This is a genomic window from Halomonas campaniensis, from assembly GCF_014193375.1.
GTDB lineage: Bacteria > Pseudomonadota > Gammaproteobacteria > Pseudomonadales > Halomonadaceae > Halomonas > Halomonas campaniensis.
Map to the genome: position 1 here is coordinate 96,134 of NZ_JACHZF010000010.1, position 23,822 is coordinate 119,955.

The following is a 23,822-nucleotide window of genomic DNA, read 5'->3' on the forward strand; positions in this document are numbered from 1 at the left end:
GAGCAGGGGCATGGGCAGGGAGAACGGCAGCGAGGCACGCCTGATCTACGTGATGGGCGCCTCGGGCAGCGGCAAGGATACCCTGATGAGCTACGCCAGGCAGCGACTGGCGGATACGGGCGCGGCGTGCTTCGCCCACCGCTACATCACCCGGGAGGCCGGGGCCGGTGGCGAGAACCACGTGGCGCTGAGCGAGGTAGAGTTCGCCGCACGGCTGGCGCGGGGGATGTTCGCCATGCACTGGGAAAGCCACGGCCTGCGCTACGCCATCGGCATCGAGATCGATGCCTGGCTGGCGGGCGACATCAGCGTGGTGGTCAACGGCTCGCGGGGCTATCTGGAACAGGCTCGAGCGCGCTATCCGCGGCTGGTGCCGGTTTCCATCGAGGTCTCCACCGAGACCCTGCGCGAGCGCCTGCTGGCGCGTGGCCGTGAGACGCCGGTGGCCATCGAGCAGCGTCTGGCGCGCCACGCGGCGCTGCGCACGGAGGGTCTCGCGGGCCACCGGATCGACAACGACGGCACGATCGAGGATGCCGGCGAGGCCCTGGTGCGGCTGATCCGGGAAGGCCACCGGGAGGTGCTGCCATGCGCGTGACCTTTCTCGGTACCGGGGCCGTGGGGGGCGTGCCCCTCTACGGCTGTGACTGCCCGGCCTGCGAGCGGGCGAGGGGTGACCCGCGACATGTGCGTCGGCCGTCCAGCGCACTGGTCGAGAGCGGCGGTACCCGGGTGCTGATCGATGCCGGGCTGATGGATCTCCACGAGCGCTTCCCGCCCGGCTCGCTGGATGCCATCGTGCTCACTCACTACCATGCCGACCATGTGCAGGGACTTTTGCATATGCGCTGGGGGCGCGGCGCCGCGATTCCCGTCTTCGGCCCACCGGACAGCGAGGGGTGTGCCGACCTCTTCAAGCATCCTGGCCTGCTGGCCTTCGAGACGGCCCGCAAGTTCGCGCCGTTCGAGGTGAAAGGGCTCCACTTCACGCCGCTGCCGCTCATCCACTCCAAGCCCACCCTGGGCTATGCCATCGAGGATGGCCGGGGCGGGCGCTTCGCCTACCTCACCGACACCCTCGGCCTGCCGCCCGGGACCATGGGTTTCCTGCAGGGGTGGGGGGCGTTCGAGATGGCGCTCGACTGCACCTTTCCTCCCCGGGACGAGCCGCGCAACCACAACGACTGGCACCTGGCCCGGCGGCTCGCCACCGAGGCGGGTGCACGCCTTACCTGGCTCACCCATATCGGCCATGAGCTGGACGCGTGGCGGATCGCCGAAGGCGCCGACACGCCGCCAGGGGTGGCGGTGGCCGGCGATGGCGATATCGTGGAGATCTCGGCGGGTGATCGATGAGCGCCTCGCTGGCGCTGGCGCTGTCCGTGACGATGCACGTGATCTGGAACCTGATGGCGCGCCATCTGCCGCGGGAGGCCAACCCGCTATGGTGGGTGCTGCTCGCGCACCTGCTGCTGTTTGCCCCCTGGGGTTTCTGGGAATTGGCCAGCCGCGCGTCGTGGTCGCTGGAGTTGGTGGCCCTGCTGGCGGTCTCGGCGACGGCCAATGCGATCTACTTCCTGGGCCTGGCCCGTGCCTACGAGCAGGCTCCGGTGGCGCTGGTCTACCCGCTGGTGCGCAGCTCTCCGCTGCTCATCGCGCTATGGGGTTCGCTGCTGCTGGGACAGTCGCTCCCGCTGCTGGCCTGGGTGGGCATCGGCGTCAGCGTGGTCGGCCTCTGGATCATGGCCTCGACGGCGCGCCATGCCACGGACCGTCGCGCGCTGCCGTGGGCCCTGCTGGCCATGCTGGCGACCAGCCTCTATTCGTTGAGCGACAAGGCGGCCACGCCGCACCTGCCGACGTTCATGGCGCTGGTCGGGTTCCTCTCGGTGGGTTACCTGGCCGCCTGGCTGTGCCTGACCTGGCGCATGCATGGCCAGACCCGGCGCTGGCGACCGCCACAGCGGATCGGCGCCGTGGCGGGTCTGGTCGGCGGCAGTTGCATCGGCCTGGCCTATGCCCTTGTCATCCACGCCATGCGCGAGCTGCCGGCGGCCGAGGTAGTGGCCTACACCAACGCCGGCATCGTGTTTGCCACGCTGCTGTCGATCTTCCTGTTCAGGGAGCGCGCCGCCTGGCGGCGGCGCGTGCTGGGCATGGTGGTGATTACCCTGGGGCTGGTCATCCTGGCGCTGCGTTGACCTTTTATAGCGGGTATAGCGGGCGCCTGGGGTGGACGGTGGCGGTGCCCGGTCCGGCTTCGGCTCAGCTGAGCCGCTGCATGTAGTCCACGTAGCCGAAGGTGCGGACCGTGCGCACCTCGCGGCTCGCCTCGTCGATGCGGCAGATCGACGGCAGGCGGATGCCGTTGAAGGTGGTGGTCTTGACCATGGTGTAGTGGGCCATGTCGGTGAACACCAGGCGGTCGCCGATCTGCAGCGGCGCGTCGAAGGAGTAGTCGCCGATCACGTCGCCGGCGAGGCAGGTCATGCCCCCCAGGCGGTAGGTGTGGGCCTTCTCGTTCGGCTCGCCGCCGCCGATGATCTGCGGCCGGTAGGGCATCTCCAGCACGTCGGGCATGTGCGCCGTGGCGGAGGTGTCGAGGATGGCGATGGGGCCGTCATTCTCGACGATATCCAGCACCGAGCAGACCAGGTAGCCGGTGTTGAGCGCGATCGCCTCGCCCGGCTCCAGGTAGACGGTGAGGTGGGGGTGGCGCTCCCGGAAGCCGCGGATCACCCCCACCAGCCGCTCGACGTCGTAGTCGGCGCGGGTGATGTGGTGCCCGCCCCCGAAGTTGACCCACTTCAGGCCGGCGAGGTAGTGGCCGAAGCGCTCCTCGAAGGCCGCCAGGGTCGACTCCAGGTCGTCGCTGTTCTGCTCGCACAGGGTGTGGAAGTGCAGCCCCTCGAGCCCCTCCATCACCTCTGGGGTGAGGTCGGCCGCCCGGGTGCCGAGCCGCGAGCCCGGTGCGCAGGGGTCATAGAGCGGCACCGAACCGGTGGAGTGCTCCGGGTTGACCCGCATGCCGCAGGAGACCCGGCGGGGCGCGCCCGCGATGGTCTCGCGGAAGCGCCGCCACTGGCCCGGGGAGTTGAAGCTCAGGTGGTCCGCGTAGCGCAGCACCACCGCCATCTCCTCCTCGGTGAAGGCCGGCGAGTAGCAGTGCACCTCGCCGCCGAAGGTCTCCGCCCCCAGGCGCGCCTCGTCCTGGCCGCTGGACGTGGTGCCCACCAGGTACTGGCGCACCAGCGGGAAGGTGTCCCACATGGCGAAGCCCTTCAGGGCCAGCAGGATGCGCGCACCGCTGCGCGCCTGGACCTGCCCCAGCAGTTCCAGGTTGCGGCGCAGCAGGGCGTCGTCGACCACATAGGCCGGTGAGGGGCAGGACCGGACGTCGAAGTCCCGGCCCTGCTCGCGTGCGTTCGCCATGGCTCAGGCCAGGGGGTCGTGGTCGGGGTCGAGCTCGACCACCTGCCAGGGCAGGCCCATCTCGCCGATGCGCGCCATGAAGGGGTCGGGGTCGAGCTGCTCGACGTTGAACACGCCCGCGCCCTTCCAGATCCCTTCCAGCATCAGCATGGCGCCGGTCACCGCCGGCACGCCGGTGGTGTAGGAGATCGCCTGGGACTGGACCTCCGCGTAGCACGCCTCGTGGTCGCAGATGTTGTAGATGTACACCTTGCGACGCTTACCGTCCTTGATGCCGTCGGCGATGATGCCGATGTTGGTCTTGCCCTTGGTGCGCGGGCCCAGCGAGGCCGGGTCCGGCAGCACCGCCTTCAGGAACTCCAGCGGGGCGATCTCGGTGCCGTTCACCGTGATCGGCTCGATGCGGGTCATGCCGACGTTCTCGAGCACCTTCAGGTGGGTGATGTACTTGTCGGAGAAGGTCATCCAGAAGCGGATGCGCTCCAGCCCCTTGATGTTCTGGCTGAGGGACTCGAGCTCCTCGTGGTAGAGCAGGTAGATGTCCTTCTCGCCGATGCCGTCGAAGTCGAACTTGCGCTTCACTGCCAGCGGGTCGGTCTCCTTCCACTCGCCCTTCTCCCAGTAGCGACCCTTCGCGGTGATCTCGCGAATGTTGATCTCCGGGTTGAAGTTGGTGGCGAAGGGATAGCCGTGGTCGCCGCCGTTGGCATCCAGGATGTCGATGCGGTGGATCTCGTCGAACAGGTTCTTCTGGGCGTAGGCGCAGTAGATGTTGGTCATGCCCGGGTCGAAGCCGCAGCCCAGGGTGGCCATGTTGCCGGCCTCGGCGTAGCGGTCCTGGAAGGCCCACTGCTCCTTGTACTCGAACTTCGCCTCGTCGGGGTGCTCGTAGTTGGCGGTGTCCAGGTAGGGCACGCCGGTCTTCAGGCAGGCCTCCATGATGGTCAGGTCCTGATAGGGCAGGGCCACGTGGATCAGCACGTCGGGCTTGAACGACTCGATCAGCTTGACCAGGTCATCGACGCTGTCGGCGTCCACCTGGGCGGTCTGGATCGGGCGATCCAGCTGGGCGGCAATCACCTTGCACTTCGCCTCGTTGCGGCTGGCCAGCAGGATCTCGCTGAAGACCTCGGGATGCTGGGCGCACTTGTGGGTCACGACGCCGCCGACGCCGCCGGCGCCGATAATCAGGACTTTGCTCATGGGGGTTCGAATCCAGATCGGGAAATGTCAACAGTGGTAGGGTCTTATCGGTAGTGAAGCGCCTCGGCGCCCCCGACCCGATGCCACCCCGGTCTTGGCCTCGCCCGGCTCCCCGCAGGGGGGTGACGAGTGGGCGCTGATAATGGCGTCCCCTGAGGCTGGTATCAAGTGGTTTTCGCGTCAAGCGTAAGACGAAGGTCGCGGGGGTGGCCCGCGTCGGACGCTGGTGGCCCGGGTAGAGGGGAGTGGATGGGGGTACCACCGGGGTCGCAAAGGGCCAGAAACGAAAAAAGCACCCGTAGGTGCTTGATTCGTATGGAGTTGGTGGAGGCGGCGGGAATTGAACCCGCGTCCGCCAGCACGCGCCCATTGGCTCTACATGCTTAGATTCCGTCTTTTGATTTAACGCCTCTGGCTCCGACGGTCAGGATCCAGCGACGCGATTCCTCTTAGATTTAACGACCGGCATGAGGACGCTACCGATCGCGATCCCATCATTCTTGGCTCGTATCCCCTCCGTGATGAATGGGCACATCACTTCGGGGCCGGGCTAGAAGCTAGCAGTCTTTAAGCTGCCAGCGCGCCCTGAGCGTAGTTGTCGTCGTTTGCGACTATTTAGTCGTGATGTTGGATTTACGAGATACATCACGCTCTCGGCATGCACCGCAGGGGTAGTCACCGGCGTCGAAACCATGTCGCCCCCATAGCGATCATCCTAACAGGATGTTCAGTTCTGCGACACCTCAGGCACGGTTTTGTTCCCGCATCACGCGGCCCTTCTGGCGCTGCCAGTCGCGGTCCTTCTCGGTGGCGCGCTTGTCGTGCAGCTTCTTGCCCGTCACCAGGGCCAGCTCGCACTTCACCCGGTTGCCCTTCCAGTAGAGCTTCAGCGGCACGCAGGTGTGCCCCTTGTCCTGGGTCCGCGAGAAGATCTTGGCGATCTCCTTCTTGTGCAGCAGCAGCTTGCGGGTGCGGATCGGGTCGGCGACCTCGTGGGTGCTGGCGGTGTTGAGCGGCATGATGTGGCTGCCCAGCAGCCAGGCCTCGCCGTTCTTGACCAGGATGTAGGTGTCGGTCAGCTGCGCCTTGCCGGCGCGCAGGCTCTTGACCTCCCAGCCGGACAGCACCAGGCCCGCCTCGAAGGTCTCGTCGATGTGGTACTCGAAGCGAGCCTTCTTGTTCTGGGCGATGACGTTGCTGCCGGGACCCTTTCCCTTGCCTTTCTTGTTGGCCATGAAACCTCGTATCTTGATCGTGCCCGTGGCGGCTGCCCCTTCGATATGGGGGGAAGCGTGGTACCATTCAAGGCCTGGAACAACGGCTCATGATACGCCCTGGGCACTGTGAAGTCAGCGGAGAGCTCAATGCCAACGGTCAACCGAACCGCCATGGTGCGGCACACCCCCCAGGACATGTTCGATCTGGTCAACGATTTCGAGCGCTATCCGGAGTTCCTGCCGGGCTGCCGTCGTGCCCGCCTGGTGGAACGTGACGATTCGCACCTGATCGGCGAGATGACCCTGGGCCGTGCCGGCATCGAGCAGAGCATCATGACCCGCAACGACCTGATCGAGCCCGAGCGCATCGAGATGTCGCTGGTCAGCGGCCCCTTCAAGCGGCTGCGCGGGCGCTGGATGTTCATCCCCATGGGCGAGAACGCCTGCAAGGTGTGCCTGGAGATGGAGTTCGAGTTCGCCAACCGCCTGCTGGGCATGGCCTTCGGCAAGCTCTTCCAGCAGGTCGCGGGCCAGCTGGTCGATTCGTTCACCCGCCGGGCCGACCAGCTCTATGGCCGCTAGCGGAATGTCACGCCTCGAGGTGGAGGTGGCCTTCGCACTGCCCGACCGGCAGCGCATCGTCAGCCTGGCGGTCCCCGAGGGCACTACCGCACGTCAGGCGGTGGCGCTGGCCGGGCTGGAACAGCACTTCCCCGAGTGCCCGCCGGCGACCTTCGCCGAGGCGGACCTGGGCATCTTCGGGCGGCGGCTGCGCGACCCGGCGGGCCAGCGGCTGCGCGCCGGGGATCGCGTCGAGGTCTACCGGCCGCTGGAGATCGATCCCAAGGCGGCGCGTGCCGCCCGCGCCGCCCGCGAGAAACGCTGACGCCCCGCCCGGCAGGTGCCGGTGCGGGGCGTCCAGGCATGGGGGCGGCTCAGAAGTCGCTGGAGGTCTCGCCCCCCTGGGGCACGGTGCCGCCGGCGTCCGGGCGGGGCTGCTGCGGCATGCCATCGAGGGGGTCGCTGCCCTCCACCCGGGGGCCGACGCTCTCGGTCGGACGCAGCTCGATGTCCTGGCTCAGATCCCCCTCCCGCTGGATATCCATCAGGCGATTGCCCGCGAAGGTCAGGGTGACCCGGCGGCGTTCCACCTCGCCATAGGCCTCGTCCAGGCGGAAGACATAGTCCCACTGGCTGGAGTCGAAGGGCGCTTCGAGCAGCGGCCGGCCCATCAGGTAGACCACCTCATCGCGGCTCATGCCGGGGCGCAGCTGGTCCACCATGTCGGCGGTCACCAGGTTGCCCTGGGGGATGTCGCGCTTGTAGACCCCGAAGTAGCTGCAGCCGCTGGCCATCAGCAGGGCGGCAGAAAGGGTGACGATTCTGGTCAGCTTTTGCATTTGCGCCTGTTCTTCACTATCGTGGTTTCGGTCGATCATACCCGACCCTACCCGATACTGCGAAGAGCAACCATGGCCGACCAGAACCATGAACTACGCAAGGCCGGTCTGAAGGTGACCCTGCCGCGCGTGAAGATCCTGCAGATCCTCGAGAACGCCCAGGGTGAGCATCACCTGAGCGCCGAGGATGTCTACAAGACCCTGCTGGACGCCGGAGAGGACGTGGGCCTCGCCACCGTCTACCGGGTGCTGACCCAGTTCGAATCGGCGGGCCTCGTGGTGCGCCACAACTTCGACGGCGGCCACGCGGTCTTCGAGATCTCCCAGGAGGAGCACCACGACCATATGGTGTGCCTCGACAGTGGCGAGATCATCGAGTTCTTCGACGAGACCATCGAGCGGCGCCAGCAGGAGATCGCCGAGGAGCACGGCTACGAGCTGGTGGATCATGCCCTGGTGCTCTACGTGCGCCCCCGTGGCTCCAATGCCACCCGCCAGGATGGCGCTCCCCGCAAGTAGTCGTCCCGCGACCGCTGCCCCTTCCGGCCGACGGCCCCGATCATTGATCGGGGCCGTCGGCGTTTTTGGGGGGAATGGAGAGTGGTCCGAGAGGCTGTCGCGCTCAGTGGTGGGGGCGCTGGCTGGCGTCCAGCATCTCCCGGGCATGGGCCAGGGTCCTGTCGGAGAGGTTGACGCCGCCCAGCATGCGGGCCAGCTCGCCGACCCGGCCGGCCTCGTCGAGCAGCGCCATGCGCGTCAGGGTGGTGTCGCGCTCGGCCTGCTTCTCGATATGCAGGTGCTGGTGGGCCTGGGCGGCCACCTGGGGCAGGTGGGTCACGGTCATCACCTGGCCCTGCTCGCCCAGCCGGCGCAGCAGCTGGCCGACGATCTCGGCGGTGGCCCCGGAGACGCCCACGTCCACCTCGTCGAACACCAGGCTGGGAATGGTGGAGTGGCGGGCGGCCACCACCTGGATCGCCAGGCTGATCCGCGACAGCTCGCCGCCGGAGGCGACCCGGGCCAGCGGCCGCGGCGGCTGGCCCGGGTTGGCGCTGATCAGGAAGCGCAGGGCCTCCAGGCCCTCCGCCGCCGGGGTCTCCCGGGTCTCGATCTCCACCTCGAAGCGCGCCTTGCCCATGGCCAGGAAGGCGAGCTGCTCCTGAACGGCCTTGCCGAAGCGCCGGGCCGCCTGGCGTCGCGCCTCGCCGACGCGCCGCGCCTGCTCCTTCCAGCGTTCGCGCAGGGTGTCGACCTCGGCGGAGAGCACCTCGAGGTCCTGGTCGCCCGCCTCGAGCCCCGCCAGCTCGGCCTGCAGGGCGCGGTGCCGTTCGGTGAGCTCCTCGGGCATCACGTGGTGCTTGCGGGCCAGCCGATGCACCTCGCCCAGGCGCTCCTCCACCCAGGCCAGCCGCTCCGGGTCGAGCTCGGTGCCGGCGGCGAAGTGGTTGAGCTCGCGGGCCGCCTCCTCGACCTGGATGCGCGCCTCGCCGAGCATCGCCAGGGACTCGGCCAGGCTGCCGCGGTCGCTTCCCGGCAGCGTCGAGAGGCGGTTGATCGCCTGGGTCAGCAGGGTGACGGCGCCGCCCTCGTCGTTGTCGCAGCACTCGGCGGCGAACTGCGCCTCGCGCAGGCGCTCCTCGGCGTGGGCCAGCTCCTCCTGCTCCTCCTCCAGCCCCTTCAGCTCGCCCTCGGCCAGGGCCAGCTGGTCCAGCTCTTCCACCTGGTAGCGCACCAGCTGACGGCGTGCCGCCAGCTCGTCGCCGTCGTCGGCCAGGCGCTTGAGCCGGCGCCGCGCCGCCTGCCAGGCGCGGAAGGTCTCGGCCATCTCGCCCACCGCCTCGCGGTGGCCGGCGAAGTCGTCGAGCAGGCGCAGGTGGGTCTCCTCGCGCAGCAGCGCCTGGTGGGCGTGCTGGCCGTGGATCTCGACCAGCCGTTCGCCCAGCGCCTTGAGGTCGGCGATGGTGGCGGGCTGGCCATTGATCCACGCCCGGGAGCGACCGGCCGCGGTGACCACCCGGCGCAGCAGGCAGTCGTCGGCGGGCAGCTCGCGGGCCTCGAGCCAGGCGCGTGCCTCGGGCAGCTGGCGGATGTCGAAGCGCGCCGAGAGGTCGGCGCGCTCGGCGCCATGGCGCACGCTGCCGGTATCGGCGCGCTCGCCCAGGCAGAGCCCCAGGGCGCCGAGCAGGATCGACTTGCCGGCACCGGTCTCGCCGGTGATGGCGGTCATGCCGCCGGCGAGCTCCAGCTCGAGGTGGTCGACGATGGCGAAGTCACGAATGGCGAGTTCAGTCAGCATGACGCCTCCCGGGGGCTGTGCCGGCCAACGCCCCGCGGCGGCCGGCAGACTACTGGTCATTCATCCATTATGTGTTCGTTTATACAGTAGTCGAGGATGGCCAACAATGCACGGTTCGTCGCCTGCCGCTCGCTTCCCGCCTTGAGTTCGCCACAGCCAGCCCCATATACCCCGCAGCACCGAGTCAACCCGACCGTCTTGTCTGCCGGTGGCCAGGGGCCGCCGCACCCGTTATTCAGCAAACCGCTTCAGGAGAGACCCATGGCCAAAGACCCCCAGACCCCGCTGGACGAGGAACTCGCCCGCCAGGAGCAGGACGCCGACCCGCAGCCGGCCGAGGGCGAGCTGGAGGAAGCCGTCGAGGCGGCCGAGCAGGCCGAGGCCGTCAGCGACGGCGTCGACAACCCGGAGGCCGAGGTGCTGGCGGCCCGCGTCGAGGAGCTCGAGCAGAGCGTGGCCGAGGCCAAGGACCAGGCGCTGCGTGCCGCCGCCGAGGCGCAGAACGTGCGCCGCCGCGCCGAGCAGGAAGCCGAGAAGGCCCGCAAGTTCGCCCTGGAGAAGTTCGTCAAGGAGCTGCTGCCGGTGGTCGACAGCCTGGAGAAGGCGCTGGAGGCCATGGCCGACGAGGCCACCGAGGCCCATCGTGAGGGCGTCTCCATGACCCTGAAGATGCAGCAGGACGTGCTGGCCAAGTTCGGCGTCGAGGTGGTGGAGCCCGCCGGCGAGCCCTTCGACCCGCAGTTCCACGAGGCCATGGCCATGGTGCCCAACCCGGAGATGGAGCCCAACACCGTCATGGAAGTGATGCAGAAGGGCTACCTGCTCAACGGCCGTCTGGTCCGCCCGGCCATGGTGGTGGTCAGCCAGGCCGCCGGCTGACGCGGGTCAACAAATCCGTGCCGCGGGGCTTGAAAAGCGTCATGCGGCCCCCAGATAGACGACAACTCCGCGGCGCACGCCGCAGAACACGACTCTCAGATTCATTGCAACGACTTTCGAGGATTTCCTATGGGACGCATCATCGGTATTGACCTGGGGACCACCAACTCCTGTGTTGCCGTGCTCGACGGCGACAGCGCCAAGGTGATCGAGAACGCCGAGGGCGCACGCACCACGCCGTCCATCATCGCCTACACCGATGATGGCGAGACCCTGGTGGGTCAGGCGGCCAAGCGCCAGGCGGTCACCAACCCGCAGAACACCCTCTACGCCATCAAGCGCCTGATCGGCCGTCGCTTCAAGGACGACGTCGTCCAGAAGGACATCAAGATGGTGCCCTACACCATCACCGAGGCCGACAACGGCGACGCCTGGGTGGAAGTGAAGGGCAAGAAGCTGGCACCGCCGCAGGTCAGCGCCGAAGTGCTGAAGAAGATGAAGAAGACCGCGGAAGACTACCTGGGTGAAGAGGTCACCGAGGCGGTCATCACCGTGCCGGCCTACTTCAACGACAGCCAGCGCCAGGCCACCAAGGATGCCGGCCGCATCGCCGGCCTCGAGGTCAAGCGCATCATCAACGAGCCGACCGCGGCGGCCCTGGCCTACGGCATGGACAAGTCCCGCGGCGACAAGACCATCGCGGTCTACGACCTGGGCGGCGGCACCTTCGACATCTCCATCATCGAGGTGGCGGACGTCGACGGCGAGACCCAGTTCGAGGTGCTGGCCACCAACGGCGACACCTTCCTGGGTGGTGAAGACTTCGACATGCACCTGATCAACTACCTGGTCGATCAGTTCAAGTCGGACAGCGGCATCGATCTCTCCGGCGACAACCTGGCCATGCAGCGCCTCAAGGAAGCCGCCGAGAAGGCCAAGATCGAGCTCTCCAGCGCCCAGCAGACCGACGTCAACCTGCCCTACATCACGGCGGACAACACCGGTCCCAAGCACCTCAACGTCAAGGTGACCCGGGCCAAGCTGGAGTCGCTGGTGGAGGACCTGGTCAAGCGCTCCCTCGATCCGTGCAAGATCGCCCTGAAGGATGCCGGCCTCTCCGCCTCCGAGATCGACGACGTGATCCTGGTCGGCGGCCAGACCCGCATGCCGATGGTGCAGAAGAGCGTGGCCGACTTCTTCGGCAAGGAGGCGCGCAAGGACGTCAACCCGGACGAGGCCGTGGCCGTGGGTGCCGCCATCCAGGGCGGCGTGCTGGGCGGCGACGTCAAGGACGTGCTGCTGCTCGACGTCACCCCGCTGACCCTGGGCATCGAGACCCTGGGCGGCGTGATGACCCCGCTGATCGAGAAGAACACCACCATCCCGACCAAGAAGACCCAGACCTTCTCGACCGCGGATGACAACCAGACCGCCGTGACCATCCACGTGCTGCAGGGCGAGCGCAAGCAGGCGGGCGGCAACAAGTCGCTGGGCCGCTTCGACCTGGCCGACATCCCGCCGGCGCCGCGCGGCGTGCCGCAGATCGAGGTCGCCTTCGACCTGGACGCCAACGGCATCCTCAACGTGTCCGCCAAGGACAAGGCCACCGGCAAGGAGCAGTCCATCGTCATCAAGGCCTCCAGCGGCCTGTCCGACGACGAGATCGAGCAGATGGTCCGCGATGCCGAGGCCCATGCCGACGAGGACAAGAAGTTCGAGGAGCTGGTGCAGCTGCGCAACCAGGCCGACGGCATGATCCACGCCGCCCGCAAGACCGTCGAGGAGGCCGGCGACAAGGCCAGCGACGAGGAGAAGCAGGCCATCGAGAGCGCCGCCAAGGAGCTCGAGGAGGCCATCAAGGGCGACGACAAGGACGACATCCAGGCCAAGCTGGACAAGCTGACCGAGGCCTCCGGCAACCTGGCCCAGAAGATGTACGCCGAGCAGGCCGAGGCGGCCCAGCAGGGCGGTGGCGAGGCCGGCGACGCCGGCGCCAAGCAGGAAGATGACGTGGTCGACGCCGAGTACGAAGAAGTCAACGACGACCAGAAAAAGCAGTAAACCACGCATCTGAACCACGGATGACGCCAGCGCGGGGGCCAGACTCCCGCGTTGGTGTTTCCGCGGTACCGCGACGGAGGCGGACCGATCCATGTCCAAACGTGATTATTACGAGGTGCTGGGCGTAGAGCGCGGGGCCGATCAGAAAGAGATCAAGAAGGCCTACCGACGCCTGGCCCAGAAGTACCACCCCGACCGCAACCCCGACGACGAGACCTCGGCGGAGAAGTTCCGCGAGGTCTCCGAGGCCTACGAGGTGCTCAGCGACGGCGAGAAGCGCGCCGCCTATGACCAGTTCGGCCACGCCGGCGTGGACGGCCAGGCCGGCGGCTTCGGCGGCGGCGGCTTCGGTGGCGCCGGTCCCGGGGGCTTCAGCGACATCTTCGGCGATGTCTTCGGCGACATCTTCGGCGGGGGTGGCGGGCGCCGCAATCCCAACGCCCCGGCCCGCGGCAGCGACCTGCGCTACAACCTCGAGCTCGACCTCGAGAGCGCCGTGGCCGGCACCACCGTGGATATCCGCGTGCCGCGCCACGTGGAGTGCGAACGCTGCGACGGCGGCGGTGCCGAGCCGGGCTCCAGCAAGGAGACCTGCCCGACCTGTGCCGGCCATGGCCAGGTGCGCATGCAGCAGGGCTTCTTCGCCGTGCAGCAGACCTGCCCGACCTGCCACGGCTCCGGGCAGCACATCAAGGTGCCCTGCCACAAGTGCAACGGCGAGGGCCGCGTGCGCGAGACCCGCACCCTGTCGGTGAAGATCCCGGCCGGGGTGGATACCGGCGACCGCATCCGCCTCAATGGCGAGGGCGAGGCCGGCCTCAACGGCGGGCCGCCCGGGGACCTCTATGTCCAGGTGGCGATCAAGCCGCACCACATCTTCCAGCGCGACGGCCGCCACCTGCAGTGCGAGGTGCCGATCAACTTCGTCGATGCCGCCCTGGGTGGCGAGCTGGAGGTGCCGACCCTGGACGGCCGGGTCAAGCTGAAGATCCCGCCGGAGACCCAGACCGGCAAGCTCTTCCGCCTGCGCGGCAAGGGCGTCAAGCCGGTGCGCGGCGGCCCCGCCGGCGATCTGCTCTGCAAGGTGGTGGTGGAGACCCCGGTGAAGCTCAACGAGGATCAGAAGGAGCTGCTGCGCCAGTTCCAGGACAGCCTCGGCGGCACCAACAGCGCCCACCACTCGCCCAGGAAGAGCGGCTTCTTCGACGGCGTGAAGAAGTTCTTCGAGGACATGAAGCCGTAAGTGGCATCGTGCCTCGTGGAGACAGACCGGGCCCCGGCATCGTGAGATGCCGGGGCCCGGTCGCGTTCAGGGCCGGGTGAGGCGCGCTCAGCGCTGGAGGTGGTCCAGGCGCCAGGCCAGGGCGTCGCGATCCGGTTGCCAGCGCGGATCCTGAGGCAGCACCAGCGGCTGGCCGTCCAGCTCGCAAAGCCAGAGGTTGTCGGGCACCAGGGCGTCCACCGCCGGGCTGACGTGCCAGCGGTGGTCAGGGCCAGGGGCGATCAGCTGGCTGTCCATGGCCCAGTGCAGGTTGGGTGTCAGCGCGATGCCATTCATCGGGCGGTCGTCCTGGCTCTCGGCGAAGGGCACCAGGTGGGCGGCCTCCACCAGGTAGCGGTAGTCGGGGGTGATATAGCGCAGCCGGCTCGCCGCGCAGCGGTAGTCGTAGGCGTCCAGTACCAGCGAGCGAAAGGCGGCGGAGCGGGCCTTTTCCTGCTGGGGTGAGCCGGGTCTTGAGCCCTTGAGCTGCTCTGGTGCCTTCTCGTAGGCGCCACTGGCAAAGGCCTCTTCCAGGTAGTCATGCAGTCGTGCCTGCAGGTCGGCGCTGGACGTGAAATGGCGGGCGATGATCAGTGCGGCGGCTTCTCGGGCTGAGGTCTCCTGTTCCAGCAAGTCATAGAGCGCCGGGTGAAGCCGGGCGGTGGTAAAGCGCTTGAGCAACTGATCGAGAGACTTGGGCGCTCCCAACTGGTCGATGACCGCGTTCAGTGCCTCCGAGAGCACGGGCTGCCAGAGGGTCCCACCTTCATCACCGGGGCCCTTGTCGCTGGTGAGGAACCAGAGAGGCAGCCAGGGGCGTGCATGCTCCCGTTTGCCGGCGGCAAGCTCGTACAGGTCGTGATAGCGGGCAAGCAGCCGATCGTCGATGGCGACCCGGGGCGAGACGATATGCCCCGCCTGGATCTCGCAGATGATGGCCAACAGCAGGCAGGGCTTGTTGGGGGCCGGCTTTCCCTTGCTGTGCCCGACCCTCAGCCGTGTCAGGCAGCCAAGTGTCTCCTCCATGGCGATCTCCCCGTGTTCCGTCAGGCATGGCGCCACGGTATCACGTGACCCGTCGCACGGGGGCGCCGCGTGAAAGCGCGTGCTTGGCTTCAGCGGTGGGGCGGCATAGTCTGGGGACTCGATGAACCTGCCAGGAGGTGTGCCATGCCGATTTCACGAGCCGAGCTGCCCGCGGAGGACGCGGCGTCGCTGATCGACCAGCTCTGCGAGCGCTGGGCCGATGCCGAGGCGGTCGACCGGACCAGCGACCCGGTCCGCATCGACTTCGCCAACGGCAGCTGCTACCTCCAGGCGCAGCCGGACAAGCTGCTGGTGGTGGTCGAGGCGGTCGATGACGAGACCCATGACCAGCTGGAAGGCGAGGTCGACGCCGCCCTGGAGGCCCTCAAGGGCGTCTCGCTGGACATCGTCTGGGAGGCGTGAGCGTCGCGGTCACCCCGGCGGCCGCCCACCTGGGCATGCTGCTCTGGGCGGTGCTGGTGGGCCTGTCGTTTCCCGCCGTGGGGCTGATGAGCGAGCTGCCACCGCTGTCGCTCACCGCCCTGCGTTTCGCCATCGCCTGCGGTGCGCTGTGGTGGCTGGCGCGCCGCTCGCCGGGGTTCCTGCCGTCCTGGCGGCTGCTGCCGCTCTACGCCCTCATGGGCCTCTGCCTGGCCGGCTTCTTCGGCGCCATGTTCTGGGCGGCCCACCACGCCACGGCCCTCTCCATGGCGACCCTCTACGTCACCGTGCCGCTGCTGGCCTTCCTGCTGGGGCTGGGCCTGCGGGTGGAGCGCCCGGGCTGGCGGCTGCCGGCGGTCCTCGCGCTGGGGGCCCTCGGCGCCCTGGGGCTGGCCGTCGCCGAGGCGTGGCAGCAGGGCGGTCGCCTGCGCTTCGGGGTCGGCGAGGCGGTGTTCTTCCTGGGCTGTGTCTCCACGGCGCTCTACCCGGTGCTCAGCAAGTGGGGGCTGGCCACGGGGCGCTTGCCGGCCTCGGCGGCGGTGCGCACCTTCTGGAGCCTGGGAGCGGGCGGCGTGCTGATCGGCCTGGTCGGGCTCGCGGTCGAGCCGCTGGGCGTGCTGGCCACCATGAGCGCCCGGGACCTGGCGCTGCTCGTCTACCTGGGGCTCTTCTCCAGCGCCCTGACCTTCTGGCTGATGCAGCGGGCCACCGCGGCGCTGACGCCGGGGGTGGTCACCGCCTACGGCTACCTGGTGCCCTTCGTCTCCATGCTGCTGCTGTTCGTGCAGTCGCCGGCCCGCATCGGCTGGGCCTGGCTGCCCGGCAGCCTTACGGTGCTGGTGGCCATGGGGCTGCTGATGCGGCGCGAGCGGCCCGAGGCGCCGGCCGGATAGCGGCCGCTCTGGTATACTGCCGCCCATTCCCGAACCGCTACCGCTTCTACAGGAGTCCACATGACCCGTATCGCCATCGTCGGTGTCGCCGGCCGCATGGGCCGCACCCTGGTCAATGCCGTGCAGCAGGATGACGGCGCCACCCTGGCCGGCGGCATCGTCGAGCCGGGCAGCTCGCTGGCCGGCGCCGACATCGGCGAGCTGGCCGGGGTCGGCAAGCTCGGGGTGGCCGCGGTGGATTCCCTCGAGGCCATCGTCGATGACTTCGACGTGCTGATCGACTTCACCGCTCCCCGGGTGACGCTGGCCAACCTGGCCTTCTGTGCGGACCACGGCAAGCGCATGGTGATCGGTACCACCGGGCTCTCCGACGAGGAGCTGGCCGAACTGGACGCCTTCCGCGAGGCGCTGCCCTTCGTGTTCGCGCCGAACATGAGCGTGGGCGTCAATCTCACGCTGAAGCTGCTGGAGACGGCCGCCAGGGCGCTGGGCGACGAGGGCTACGACATCGAGGTGATCGAGGCCCACCATCGCCACAAGGTGGATGCCCCCTCGGGCACGGCGCTGAAGATGGGCGAGGTGGTGGCCGAGAGCCTGGGCCGCACCCTCAAGGAGCATGGCGTGTTCGAGCGGGTGGGCCAGTGCGGGCCGCGCAGCGACAAGGAGATCGGCTTCGCCACGGTGCGCGCCGGCGACATCGTCGGCGAGCACACCGTGATGTTCGCCACCGAGGGCGAGCGCATCGAGATCACCCACAAGGCGTCGAGCCGCATGACCTTCGCCAAGGGCGCGGTGCGCGCGGCGCGCTGGGTGGCCGGCCAGGGCAACGGCCGCTACGCGATGCAGGACGTATTGGGCCTGTAATGATAGGGGCATGGCGAAGGCTCGAGGCTGTTCCGGCGACAGGCCCCGGAGCGCCGGACCGTCGAGGAGGCGCTGTGAATGCCTCCCTGTACGCTACCTCCGCCATCCCTGGTCTCCGGCCCCCTCTCCGACCTGTCCCCGGCGCCTCTCGCTGCATGTCATGGCACATGCCTTCGAGGGGTAACTCCTCGGGGGTAGTCGCCGGGCGGCGTTTCCTGTAATATCCCCAAAATTTTGGCCGGGCGCATGGGCGAAAGCCCCCTTCACAGCGCTTGTTGCTTCGGCCCAGCATTCCGAGCGAATGACAACAAGCGGGATGAAACCGGTCTTCATCGGGTTTCGTCCCGCTTTTTTGCGGGCTGGCCACCGGTAGCACCATTCCTTGACGAGCTGTCGTTGCATGGCTGTCGTTACACAGATATGGGAGGACGTTGCATTGAACAGACCCGCGATACTGGCCCTGGAAGACGGAAGCGTATTTCACGGCACGGCGATCGGCGCCGATGGACAGACCAGCGGTGAGGTGGTGTTCAATACGGCCATGACCGGCTACCAGGAGATCCTGACCGACCCCTCCTATACCCGCCAGATCGTCACCCTGACCTACCCCCATATCGGCAACACCGGCGTCAACGCCGAGGACGTGGAGTCCGGCGCCATCGCCGCCGCGGGCCTGGTGATCCGCGACCTGCCGCTGCTGGCCAGCAACTTCCGCTGCGAGCAGAGCCTCTCCGACTACCTCACGAGCCAGAACGTGCTGGGCATCGCCGACATCGATACCCGCCGGCTGACCCGCATCCTGCGCGACAAGGGCTCCCAGAACGGCGCCATCCTGGCCGGCGCCGAGGCCGAGGGCGAGGACGCCGTGGAGCGCGCCCTGGCCGCCGCCAAGGCCTTCCCGGGCCTCAAGGGCATGGACCTGGCCAAGGTGGTCTCCTGCCAGACCCCCTACGAGTGGAGCGAGGGCGAGTGGGCCCTGGGCCAGGGCTACGCCGACGCGGCCAAGGCCGAGCGCCCCTTCCACGTGGTCGCCTACGACTACGGCGTCAAGCGCAACATCCTGCGCATGCTCGCCTCGCGGGGCTGCCGGCTCACCGTGGTGCCGGCCCAGGCCCCGGCGGCCGAGGTGCTGGCCATGGCCCCGGACGGCATCTTCCTGGCCAACGGCCCGGGTGACCCCGAGCCCTGCGACTACGCCATCACCGCGATCCGGGAGATCCTCGAGACCGAGATCCCGGTGTTCGGCATCTGCCTGGGCCACCAGCTGCTGGCGCTGGCCAGCGGTGCCAAGACGGTGAAGATGGGCCACGGTCACCACGGCGCCAACCACCCGGTGCAGGACCTCGACACCGGTCACGTGATGATCACCAGCCAGAACCACGGTTTCGCCGCCGACGAGGCAACCCTGCCGGCCAACCTGCGCGCCACCCACCGCTCGCTGTTCGACGGCACCCTGCAGGGCATCGAGCGCACCGACCGCCCGGCCTTCAGCTTCCAGGGGCACCCGGAAGCCAGCCCCGGCCCCAAGGACGTGTCGCCGCTCTTCGACCGCTTCGTCGAGATGATGAAGGCTCGCCGCTAGGCGGGCCCTCGATTCGTCGCCCTTCGTCACCCTTATTCAAGCGGGAAGCACCATGCCCAAGCGTACCGACATCCAGAGCATCCTGATCATTGGCGCCGGCCCCATCGTCATCGGCCAGGCGTGCGAATTCGACTACTCCGGCGCCCAGGCCTGCAAGGCGCTGCGCGAGGAGGGCTACCGGGTCATCCTGGTCAACTCCAACCCGGCCACCATCATGACCGACCCGGCCATGGCCGACGCCACCTACATCGAGCCGATCACCTGGCAGGCGGTGGAGAAGATCATCGAGGCCGAGCGTCCCGACGCCATCCTGCCCACCATGGGCGGCCAGACCGCGCTGAACTGCGCCCTGGACCTGGACAAGCACGGCGTGCTGGCCAGGTACGGCGTGGAGATGATCGGCGCCAACGCCGACGCCATCAACAAGGCCGAGGACCGCGACCTCTTCGACCAGGCCATGAAGCGCATCGGCCTGGAGTGCCCCAAGGCCGAGGTGGCCCACAGCATGGAGGAGGCGTGGCGCATCCAGGCCTCGCTCGGCTTCCCGGTGATCATCCGTCCCTCCTACACCATGGGCGGCTCCGGCGGCGGCGTGGCCTACAACAAGGAGGAGTTCGAGGAGATCTGCACCCGCGGCTTCGAGCTCTCCAACAACCACGAGCTACTGATCGACGAGTCGCTGCTGGGCTGGAAGGAGTACGAGATGGAGGTCGTTCGTGACAGGAACGACAACTGCATCATCGTCTGCGCCATCGAGAACTTCGACCCCATGGGCGTGCACACCGGCGACTCCATCACCGTGGCCCCGGCCCAGACGCTGACCGACAAGGAGTACCAGATCATGCGCGACGCATCGCTTGCGGTGCTGCGCGAGATCGGCGTCGAGACCGGCGGCTCCAACGTGCAGTTCGGCGTGGACCCGGACACCGGGCGCATGGTGGTCATCGAGATGAACCCGCGGGTGTCGCGCTCCTCGGCGCTGGCCTCCAAGGCTACCGGCTTCCCGATCGCCAAGATCGCCGCCAAGCTGGCGGTGGGCTACACCCTGGACGAGCTGCAGAACGACATCACCGGCGGTCGCACCCCGGCGTCGTTCGAGCCCTCCATCGACTACGTGGTCACCAAGATCCCACGCTTCACCTTCGAGAAGTTCCCCCAGGCCAACGACCGCCTAACCACCCAGATGAAGTCGGTGGGCGAGGTGATGGCCATCGGGCGCACCTTCCAGGAGTCGCTGCAGAAGGCGCTGCGCGGCATGGAGACCGGCAACGACGGCCTCGACCCCATATTTCCCGATTTCAAGCCCGGCGAGTTCAGCGACGAGGCCATGGCGCACATCAAGGGCGAGCTGCAGGCCGCCGGCGCCGAGCGCATCTTCTTTATTGCCGACGCCATCCGCGCCGGCATGAGCCGCGACGAGCTCTTCGCGCTGACCAGGATCGACCCCTGGTTCCTGATCCAGCTCGAGGACCTGATCGCCACCGAGGCCGAGGTGGCCCGGCGCTCGCTTGCCGAGCTCGATGGCCGGGAGCTGTTCCGCCTCAAGCGCAAGGGCTTCTCCGACGCCCGCCTGGCCCGCCTGCTCGGGGTCTCCGAGAAGGAGTTCCGCAAGACCCGCCAGAAGGCCGGCATCCGCCCGGTCTACAAGCGGGTCGACACCTGTGCGGCGGAGTTCGCCTCGGATACCGCCTACATGTACTCCACCTACGAGGAGGAGTGCGAGGCGGAGGTCTCCGATCGCCAGAAGATCATGGTGCTGGGTGGCGGCCCCAACCGCATCGGCCAGGGCATCGAGTTCGACTACTGCTGCGTCCACGCCGCCTTCGCCATGCGTGACGACGGCTACGAGACCATCATGGTCAACTGCAACCCGGAGACCGTCTCCACCGACTACGACACCAGTGACCGCCTCTACTTCGAGCCGGTGACCCTGGAGGACGTGCTGGAGATCGCCGACAAGGAGCAGCCGGTCGGCGTGATCGTGCAGTTCGGCGGCCAGACCCCGCTGAAGCTGGCCCGGGAGCTGGAGGCCGCCGGCGTGCCGATCATCGGCACCACCCCGGACGCCATCGACCGCGCCGAGGATCGCGAGCGCTTCCAGCAGATGATCGACAAGCTGGGCCTCAAGCAGCCGCCCAACGCCACCGCGCGCAGCTTCGAGGAGGCCTTCGCCAAGGCCGAGGCGATCGGCTACCCGCTGGTGGTGCGTCCCAGCTACGTGCTGGGCGGCCGGGCCATGGAGATCGTCTACGACGCCTCGGAGCTGGAGAACTACATGACCCACGCGGTCAAGGTCTCCAACGACTCCCCGGTGCTGCTGGACCACTTCCTCAACGCCGCCATCGAGATCGACATCGACGCGGTCAGCGACGGCAAGCAGGTGGTGATCGGCGGCATCATGCAGCACATCGAGCAGGCCGGCGTGCACTCCGGCGACTCCGCCTGTTCGCTGCCGCCTTACTCGCTGCCCGCCAAGGTGCAGGACGAGATGCGCGAGCAGGTCCGGCAGATGGCCGTGGAGCTGGGCGTCAAGGGCCTGATGAACGTGCAGCTGGCCTGGCAGGACGGCGAGATCTACGTCATCGAGGTAAACCCCCGCGCCTCGCGCACCGTGCCCTTCGTCTCCAAGTGCATCGGCACCTCACTGGCCCAGGTCGCGGCACGCTGCATGGCCGGTACCACCCTGGCCGAGCAGGGCTTTACCCGCGAGATCGTGCCGCACTTCTTCAGCGTCAAGGAGGCGGTCTTCCCGTTCAACAAGTTCCCGGGCGTCGACCCGATCCTCTCGCCGGAAATGAAATCCACCGGCGAGGTGATGGGTAGCGGCGACACCTTCGCCGAGGCCTTCTACAAGGCGCAGCTGGGCGCCGGCGAGGCGATTCCGCCCCTGGAAGGCGACCGCAAGGCGTTCCTCTCGGTGCGCGAGCCGGACAAGGCGGGTGTTATCGAGGTGGCGCGTTCTCTGGTAACATTGGGCTTCACGCTGTGCGCGACCCGCGGGACCGCCGCTGCCCTCGAGGCGGCCGGTCTCGACGTCGAGGTCGTGAACAAGGTTTTCGAAGGTCGCCCGCATATCGTCGATCTGCTCAAGAACGACGACATCGCCTATATCGTCAATACCACCGAGGGTCGCCAGGCGATCAGCGACTCCTCGGTGATCCGCCGCACCGCGCTTGCCCGCAAGGTCCCCTACGCCACCACCCTGGCGGGGGCCAGTGCCGTATGCATGGCGCTGGAGTACGGCAATGCGATCACGGTGCGGCGGCTTCAGGATTTGCATGCAGGAGCTGCACAATGAACAAGGTCCCGATGACCGTTGCCGGTGAGGCACGCCTGCGCAAGGAGCTCGAGGAGCTCAAGAGTGAGGCGCGTCCGAAGGTGATTGCCGCCATCGCCGAGGCCCGCGAGCACGGCGATCTCAAGGAGAACGCCGAGTACCATGCGGCCCGCGAGCAGCAGGGCTTCATCGAGGGGCGTATCCAGGAGATCGAGGGCAAGCTCTCCAACGCCCAGGTGATCGACGTCACCAAGCTGCCCCAGACCGGCAAGGTGATCTTCGGCGTCACCGTGGAGCTGATCAACCTCGATACCGACGAGGAGGTCACCTATCGCATCGTCGGCGAGGACGAGGCCGACATCAAGGCCGGCCGGATCTCGGTCACCTCGCCCATCGCCCGTGCGCTGATCGGCAAGGAAGAGGGCGACGTGGTGGTGGTCAAGACCCCCGGCGGCAACGTCGAGTACGAGATCGGAGGCGTCCAGCACCTGTAAGCGCCGAGCTGCAAGCTACAAGAAAGCCCCGCAGGCATCCGCCTGCGGGGCTTTTGGTGTATGGAGCCGTGGTAGGAGGGATGCTTCGCATCGCGACTGGCGCCGCAGGCGCCCGGCAGTGTCGGCCGGCTCGGGGTGGTCTGTTCGGGAGGCCTTCGGCCTCTGTCGCGAGACAGAGTCTCCCTCCTACCTGCTTGGGTCGGGCGTCAGTGCCGCCCGTGGTGGCCCTCGTAGCGCTGGACGTTGGAGAGCTTCGGGTTGGCCTGGGGGTTGCGGCGGTAGAGCAGCGCCATCTTGCCGATGGTCTGCACCAGCTCGGCACCGCTGGCCTTGACCAGCTCCTCCAGCATGGCGGCGCGGTCGTCGCGCTCCGGCAGGGCGAGCTTGACCTTGATCAGCTCGTGGTCGGAGAGCGCCCGCTCGAGTTCCCCCAGCACTCCCTCGGAGATGCCGTTCTCGGAGACCATGACCACCGGGGTCAGGTGGTGGCCAATGCTGCGGAATGCTTTCTTTTGTGCCTGTGACAAGCTCATGGTATCTTGCGTCTTCCCGGTTGCGCGCAGCCGCCCATGGTACGCTGAAATTGTCATGGGCGAAACGTGGCGCAGTGAAGGCACGGGGCATTCGGCCAGCGTCGAAGTGGCCGGTCAGCATCCACCCGTTTCGCGTGACACTCCCGCACCCCGCTCGACCGCCTGTCCGTCCCCATTCAACACAGGTGATGCCGTGGCTCGTTCCCGCACTCCATCCCCCGATTCCGGCAAGTCGCCGGCGCGCCAGGCCTCCGCCAGCAAGACCAGCAAGGGCTGGCTGAAGGAGCACTTCGACGACCAGTACGTGCAGCGCTCCTGGCAGGACGGCTACCGTTCCCGGGCCAGCTACAAGCTGCTGGAGCTCGACGAGAAGGATCGCCTGCTGCGCCGCGGCATGACGGTGATCGACCTCGGCGCGGCGCCGGGCGGCTGGAGCCAGGTGGCCGCCGAGAAGGCCGGCCCCGAGGGGGTGGTGATCGCCTCCGACATCCTCGAGATGGATGCCCTGGCCGGCGTCGACTTCATCCAGGGCGACTTCACCGAGGAGAGCGTGCTGGAGGAGATCCTCGGCGTGCTCGGCAGCAGGCCGGTGGACCTGGTGATGTCCGACATGGCCCCCAACATGAGCGGCATGGCCGCCATCGACCAGCCCCAGGCGATGTACCTGGTGGAGCTGGCGCTGGACCTGGCCGGCCAGACCCTGCGCCCCGGCGGCACCTTCCTGGCCAAGGTCTTCCAGGGCGAGGGGTTCGACGAATACCTGAAGGCCCTGCGCGAGCGCTTCACGCGGGTGGTGACCCGCAAGCCGGGTGCCTCGCGGGCGCGCTCCCGGGAGGTCTACCTGCTGGCGGAGGGGTTCCGCGGCTGATCCGGCCCGGCCGGCGATAGCCCTGGCCTACCGGGCTGATTGCCGGACAGCGCGGCGCGACTGTGTCACAGTGGAGCCAGAAGCGGTCCGCCCGG

At 68.0% G+C, this 23,822-nt stretch carries 23 protein-coding genes and 1 other RNA gene; 16 read left to right on the forward strand and 8 right to left on the reverse strand.

What is annotated here, in order from left to right:
* The first annotated feature begins 10 nt into the window (after nt 1–10).
* From phnN to BDK63_RS08445, 3 genes are read left to right on the forward strand one after another with little or no spacing between them, the layout of a single operon-like run.
* A complete protein-coding gene (phnN, locus tag BDK63_RS08435; protein ID WP_183330929.1) occupies nt 11–598 on the forward strand; it encodes a phosphonate metabolism protein/1,5-bisphosphokinase (PRPP-forming) PhnN in 588 nt (195 codons plus the stop codon).
* The gene (gene phnP, locus BDK63_RS08440) at nt 589–1,356 is read left to right on the forward strand and encodes a phosphonate metabolism protein PhnP (RefSeq protein ID WP_183330930.1); all 768 of its coding nucleotides are present in this window, start codon (nt 589–591) and stop codon (nt 1,354–1,356) included. Before phnN ends, phnP begins: the two co-directional genes overlap by 10 nt.
* On the forward strand, nt 1,353–2,201 hold the full coding sequence (locus BDK63_RS08445; protein WP_183330931.1) for an EamA family transporter: 849 nt from the start codon (nt 1,353–1,355) through the stop codon (nt 2,199–2,201). The genes phnP and BDK63_RS08445 overlap by 4 nt, the downstream gene beginning before the upstream one ends.
* Nucleotides 2,202–2,265: 64 nt before the next feature.
* Here the strand turns inward: BDK63_RS08445 and nspC are convergent, their stop codons facing one another.
* The 4 genes from nspC to smpB form a co-directional block, all read right to left on the reverse strand.
* Complete coding sequence (gene nspC / locus BDK63_RS08450; RefSeq protein ID WP_183330932.1) at nt 2,266–3,432, reverse strand: carboxynorspermidine decarboxylase; 1,167 nt, start codon at nt 3,430–3,432, stop codon at nt 2,266–2,268.
* Between the two features lie 3 nt (nt 3,433–3,435).
* Nucleotides 3,436–4,635 (reverse strand): saccharopine dehydrogenase family protein, encoded by a 1,200-nt coding sequence (locus tag BDK63_RS08455; protein WP_183330933.1) that lies wholly within the window; start codon nt 4,633–4,635, stop codon nt 3,436–3,438.
* Nucleotides 4,636–4,957: 322 nt separating this feature from the next.
* Nucleotides 4,958–5,338: a transfer-messenger RNA gene (ssrA, locus tag BDK63_RS08460) on the reverse strand.
* Nucleotides 5,339–5,378: 40 nt separating this feature from the next.
* Entirely contained in the window at nt 5,379–5,870 is a 492-nt protein-coding gene (gene smpB, locus BDK63_RS08465) for an SsrA-binding protein SmpB (protein WP_183330934.1), read from the reverse strand.
* 129 nt (nt 5,871–5,999) lie between these two features.
* Between smpB and BDK63_RS08470 the strand changes: the two genes are divergently transcribed.
* Both BDK63_RS08470 and BDK63_RS08475 read left to right on the forward strand, forming a co-directional pair.
* Complete coding sequence (locus BDK63_RS08470) at nt 6,000–6,434, forward strand: type II toxin-antitoxin system RatA family toxin (protein WP_183330935.1); 435 nt, start codon at nt 6,000–6,002, stop codon at nt 6,432–6,434.
* A gap of 4 nt (nt 6,435–6,438) precedes the next feature.
* Nucleotides 6,439–6,738: an RnfH family protein gene (locus BDK63_RS08475; RefSeq protein ID WP_246385952.1), complete on the forward strand. Its 300-nt coding sequence runs from the start codon at nt 6,439–6,441 to the stop codon at nt 6,736–6,738.
* A 49-nt stretch (nt 6,739–6,787) separates the two neighbouring features.
* Here the strand turns inward: BDK63_RS08475 and BDK63_RS08480 are convergent, their stop codons facing one another.
* The gene (locus BDK63_RS08480) at nt 6,788–7,252 is read right to left on the reverse strand and encodes an outer membrane protein assembly factor BamE (RefSeq protein WP_183330937.1); all 465 of its coding nucleotides are present in this window, start codon (nt 7,250–7,252) and stop codon (nt 6,788–6,790) included.
* A 72-nt stretch (nt 7,253–7,324) separates the two neighbouring features.
* Between BDK63_RS08480 and fur the strand changes: the two genes are divergently transcribed.
* Nucleotides 7,325–7,771 carry a ferric iron uptake transcriptional regulator gene (gene fur, locus BDK63_RS08485; protein ID WP_183330938.1) on the forward strand — a complete coding sequence of 149 codons (447 nt, stop codon included), beginning with the start codon at nt 7,325–7,327 and terminating at the stop codon, nt 7,769–7,771.
* A 103-nt stretch (nt 7,772–7,874) separates the two neighbouring features.
* On the opposite strand, the gene recN is transcribed toward fur, so the two are convergent.
* On the reverse strand, nt 7,875–9,548 hold the full coding sequence (recN, locus tag BDK63_RS08490; RefSeq protein ID WP_183330939.1) for a DNA repair protein RecN: 1,674 nt from the start codon (nt 9,546–9,548) through the stop codon (nt 7,875–7,877).
* A 261-nt stretch (nt 9,549–9,809) separates the two neighbouring features.
* On the opposite strand from recN, the gene grpE reads away from it, so the two are divergent.
* The 3 genes from grpE (at nt 9,810) to dnaJ (ending at nt 13,731) form a co-directional block, all read left to right on the forward strand.
* Nucleotides 9,810–10,427: a nucleotide exchange factor GrpE gene (grpE, locus tag BDK63_RS08495; protein WP_183330940.1), complete on the forward strand. Its 618-nt coding sequence runs from the start codon at nt 9,810–9,812 to the stop codon at nt 10,425–10,427.
* A 129-nt stretch (nt 10,428–10,556) separates the two neighbouring features.
* Nucleotides 10,557–12,488, forward strand: coding sequence for a molecular chaperone DnaK (dnaK, locus tag BDK63_RS08500; protein WP_183330941.1), 1,932 nt, complete (start codon nt 10,557–10,559; stop codon nt 12,486–12,488).
* A gap of 91 nt (nt 12,489–12,579) precedes the next feature.
* Nucleotides 12,580–13,731, forward strand: coding sequence for a molecular chaperone DnaJ (gene dnaJ / locus BDK63_RS08505; RefSeq protein ID WP_183330942.1), 1,152 nt, complete (start codon nt 12,580–12,582; stop codon nt 13,729–13,731).
* Nucleotides 13,732–13,818: 87 nt separating this feature from the next.
* Here dnaJ and BDK63_RS08510 read toward each other — a convergent pair whose 3' ends face one another.
* Nucleotides 13,819–14,775: an HNH endonuclease gene (locus BDK63_RS08510; protein ID WP_183330943.1), complete on the reverse strand. Its 957-nt coding sequence runs from the start codon at nt 14,773–14,775 to the stop codon at nt 13,819–13,821.
* Between the two features lie 144 nt (nt 14,776–14,919).
* Here BDK63_RS08510 and BDK63_RS08515 point away from each other — a divergent pair, with 144 nt between their 5' ends.
* From BDK63_RS08515 to greA, 6 genes are all read left to right on the forward strand, one after another.
* A complete protein-coding gene (locus tag BDK63_RS08515) occupies nt 14,920–15,198 on the forward strand; it encodes a DUF2218 domain-containing protein (RefSeq protein WP_183330944.1) in 279 nt (92 codons plus the stop codon).
* Nucleotides 15,195–16,109, forward strand: a complete 915-nt coding sequence (locus tag BDK63_RS08520; protein WP_343065297.1) for a DMT family transporter — start codon at nt 15,195–15,197, stop codon at nt 16,107–16,109. Before BDK63_RS08515 ends, BDK63_RS08520 begins: the two co-directional genes overlap by 4 nt.
* Nucleotides 16,110–16,169: 60 nt before the next feature.
* On the forward strand, nt 16,170–16,973 hold the full coding sequence (gene dapB / locus BDK63_RS08525) for a 4-hydroxy-tetrahydrodipicolinate reductase (protein WP_183330945.1): 804 nt from the start codon (nt 16,170–16,172) through the stop codon (nt 16,971–16,973).
* Nucleotides 16,974–17,409: 436 nt separating this feature from the next.
* A complete protein-coding gene (gene carA / locus BDK63_RS08530; protein WP_183330946.1) occupies nt 17,410–18,555 on the forward strand; it encodes a glutamine-hydrolyzing carbamoyl-phosphate synthase small subunit in 1,146 nt (381 codons plus the stop codon).
* A gap of 52 nt (nt 18,556–18,607) precedes the next feature.
* The gene (carB, locus tag BDK63_RS08535; protein ID WP_183330947.1) at nt 18,608–21,853 is read left to right on the forward strand and encodes a carbamoyl-phosphate synthase large subunit; all 3,246 of its coding nucleotides are present in this window, start codon (nt 18,608–18,610) and stop codon (nt 21,851–21,853) included.
* Nucleotides 21,850–22,326: a transcription elongation factor GreA gene (gene greA, locus BDK63_RS08540; RefSeq protein ID WP_183330948.1), complete on the forward strand. Its 477-nt coding sequence runs from the start codon at nt 21,850–21,852 to the stop codon at nt 22,324–22,326. The genes carB and greA overlap by 4 nt, the downstream gene beginning before the upstream one ends.
* 206 nt (nt 22,327–22,532) lie before the next feature.
* On the opposite strand, the gene yhbY is transcribed toward greA, so the two are convergent.
* Entirely contained in the window at nt 22,533–22,859 is a 327-nt protein-coding gene (gene yhbY / locus BDK63_RS08545) for a ribosome assembly RNA-binding protein YhbY (protein WP_183330949.1), read from the reverse strand.
* 277 nt (nt 22,860–23,136) lie between these two features.
* Between yhbY and rlmE the strand changes: the two genes are divergently transcribed.
* On the forward strand, nt 23,137–23,727 hold the full coding sequence (gene rlmE, locus BDK63_RS08550; RefSeq protein WP_246385972.1) for a 23S rRNA (uridine(2552)-2'-O)-methyltransferase RlmE: 591 nt from the start codon (nt 23,137–23,139) through the stop codon (nt 23,725–23,727).
* Nucleotides 23,728–23,822 lie beyond the last annotated feature (95 nt).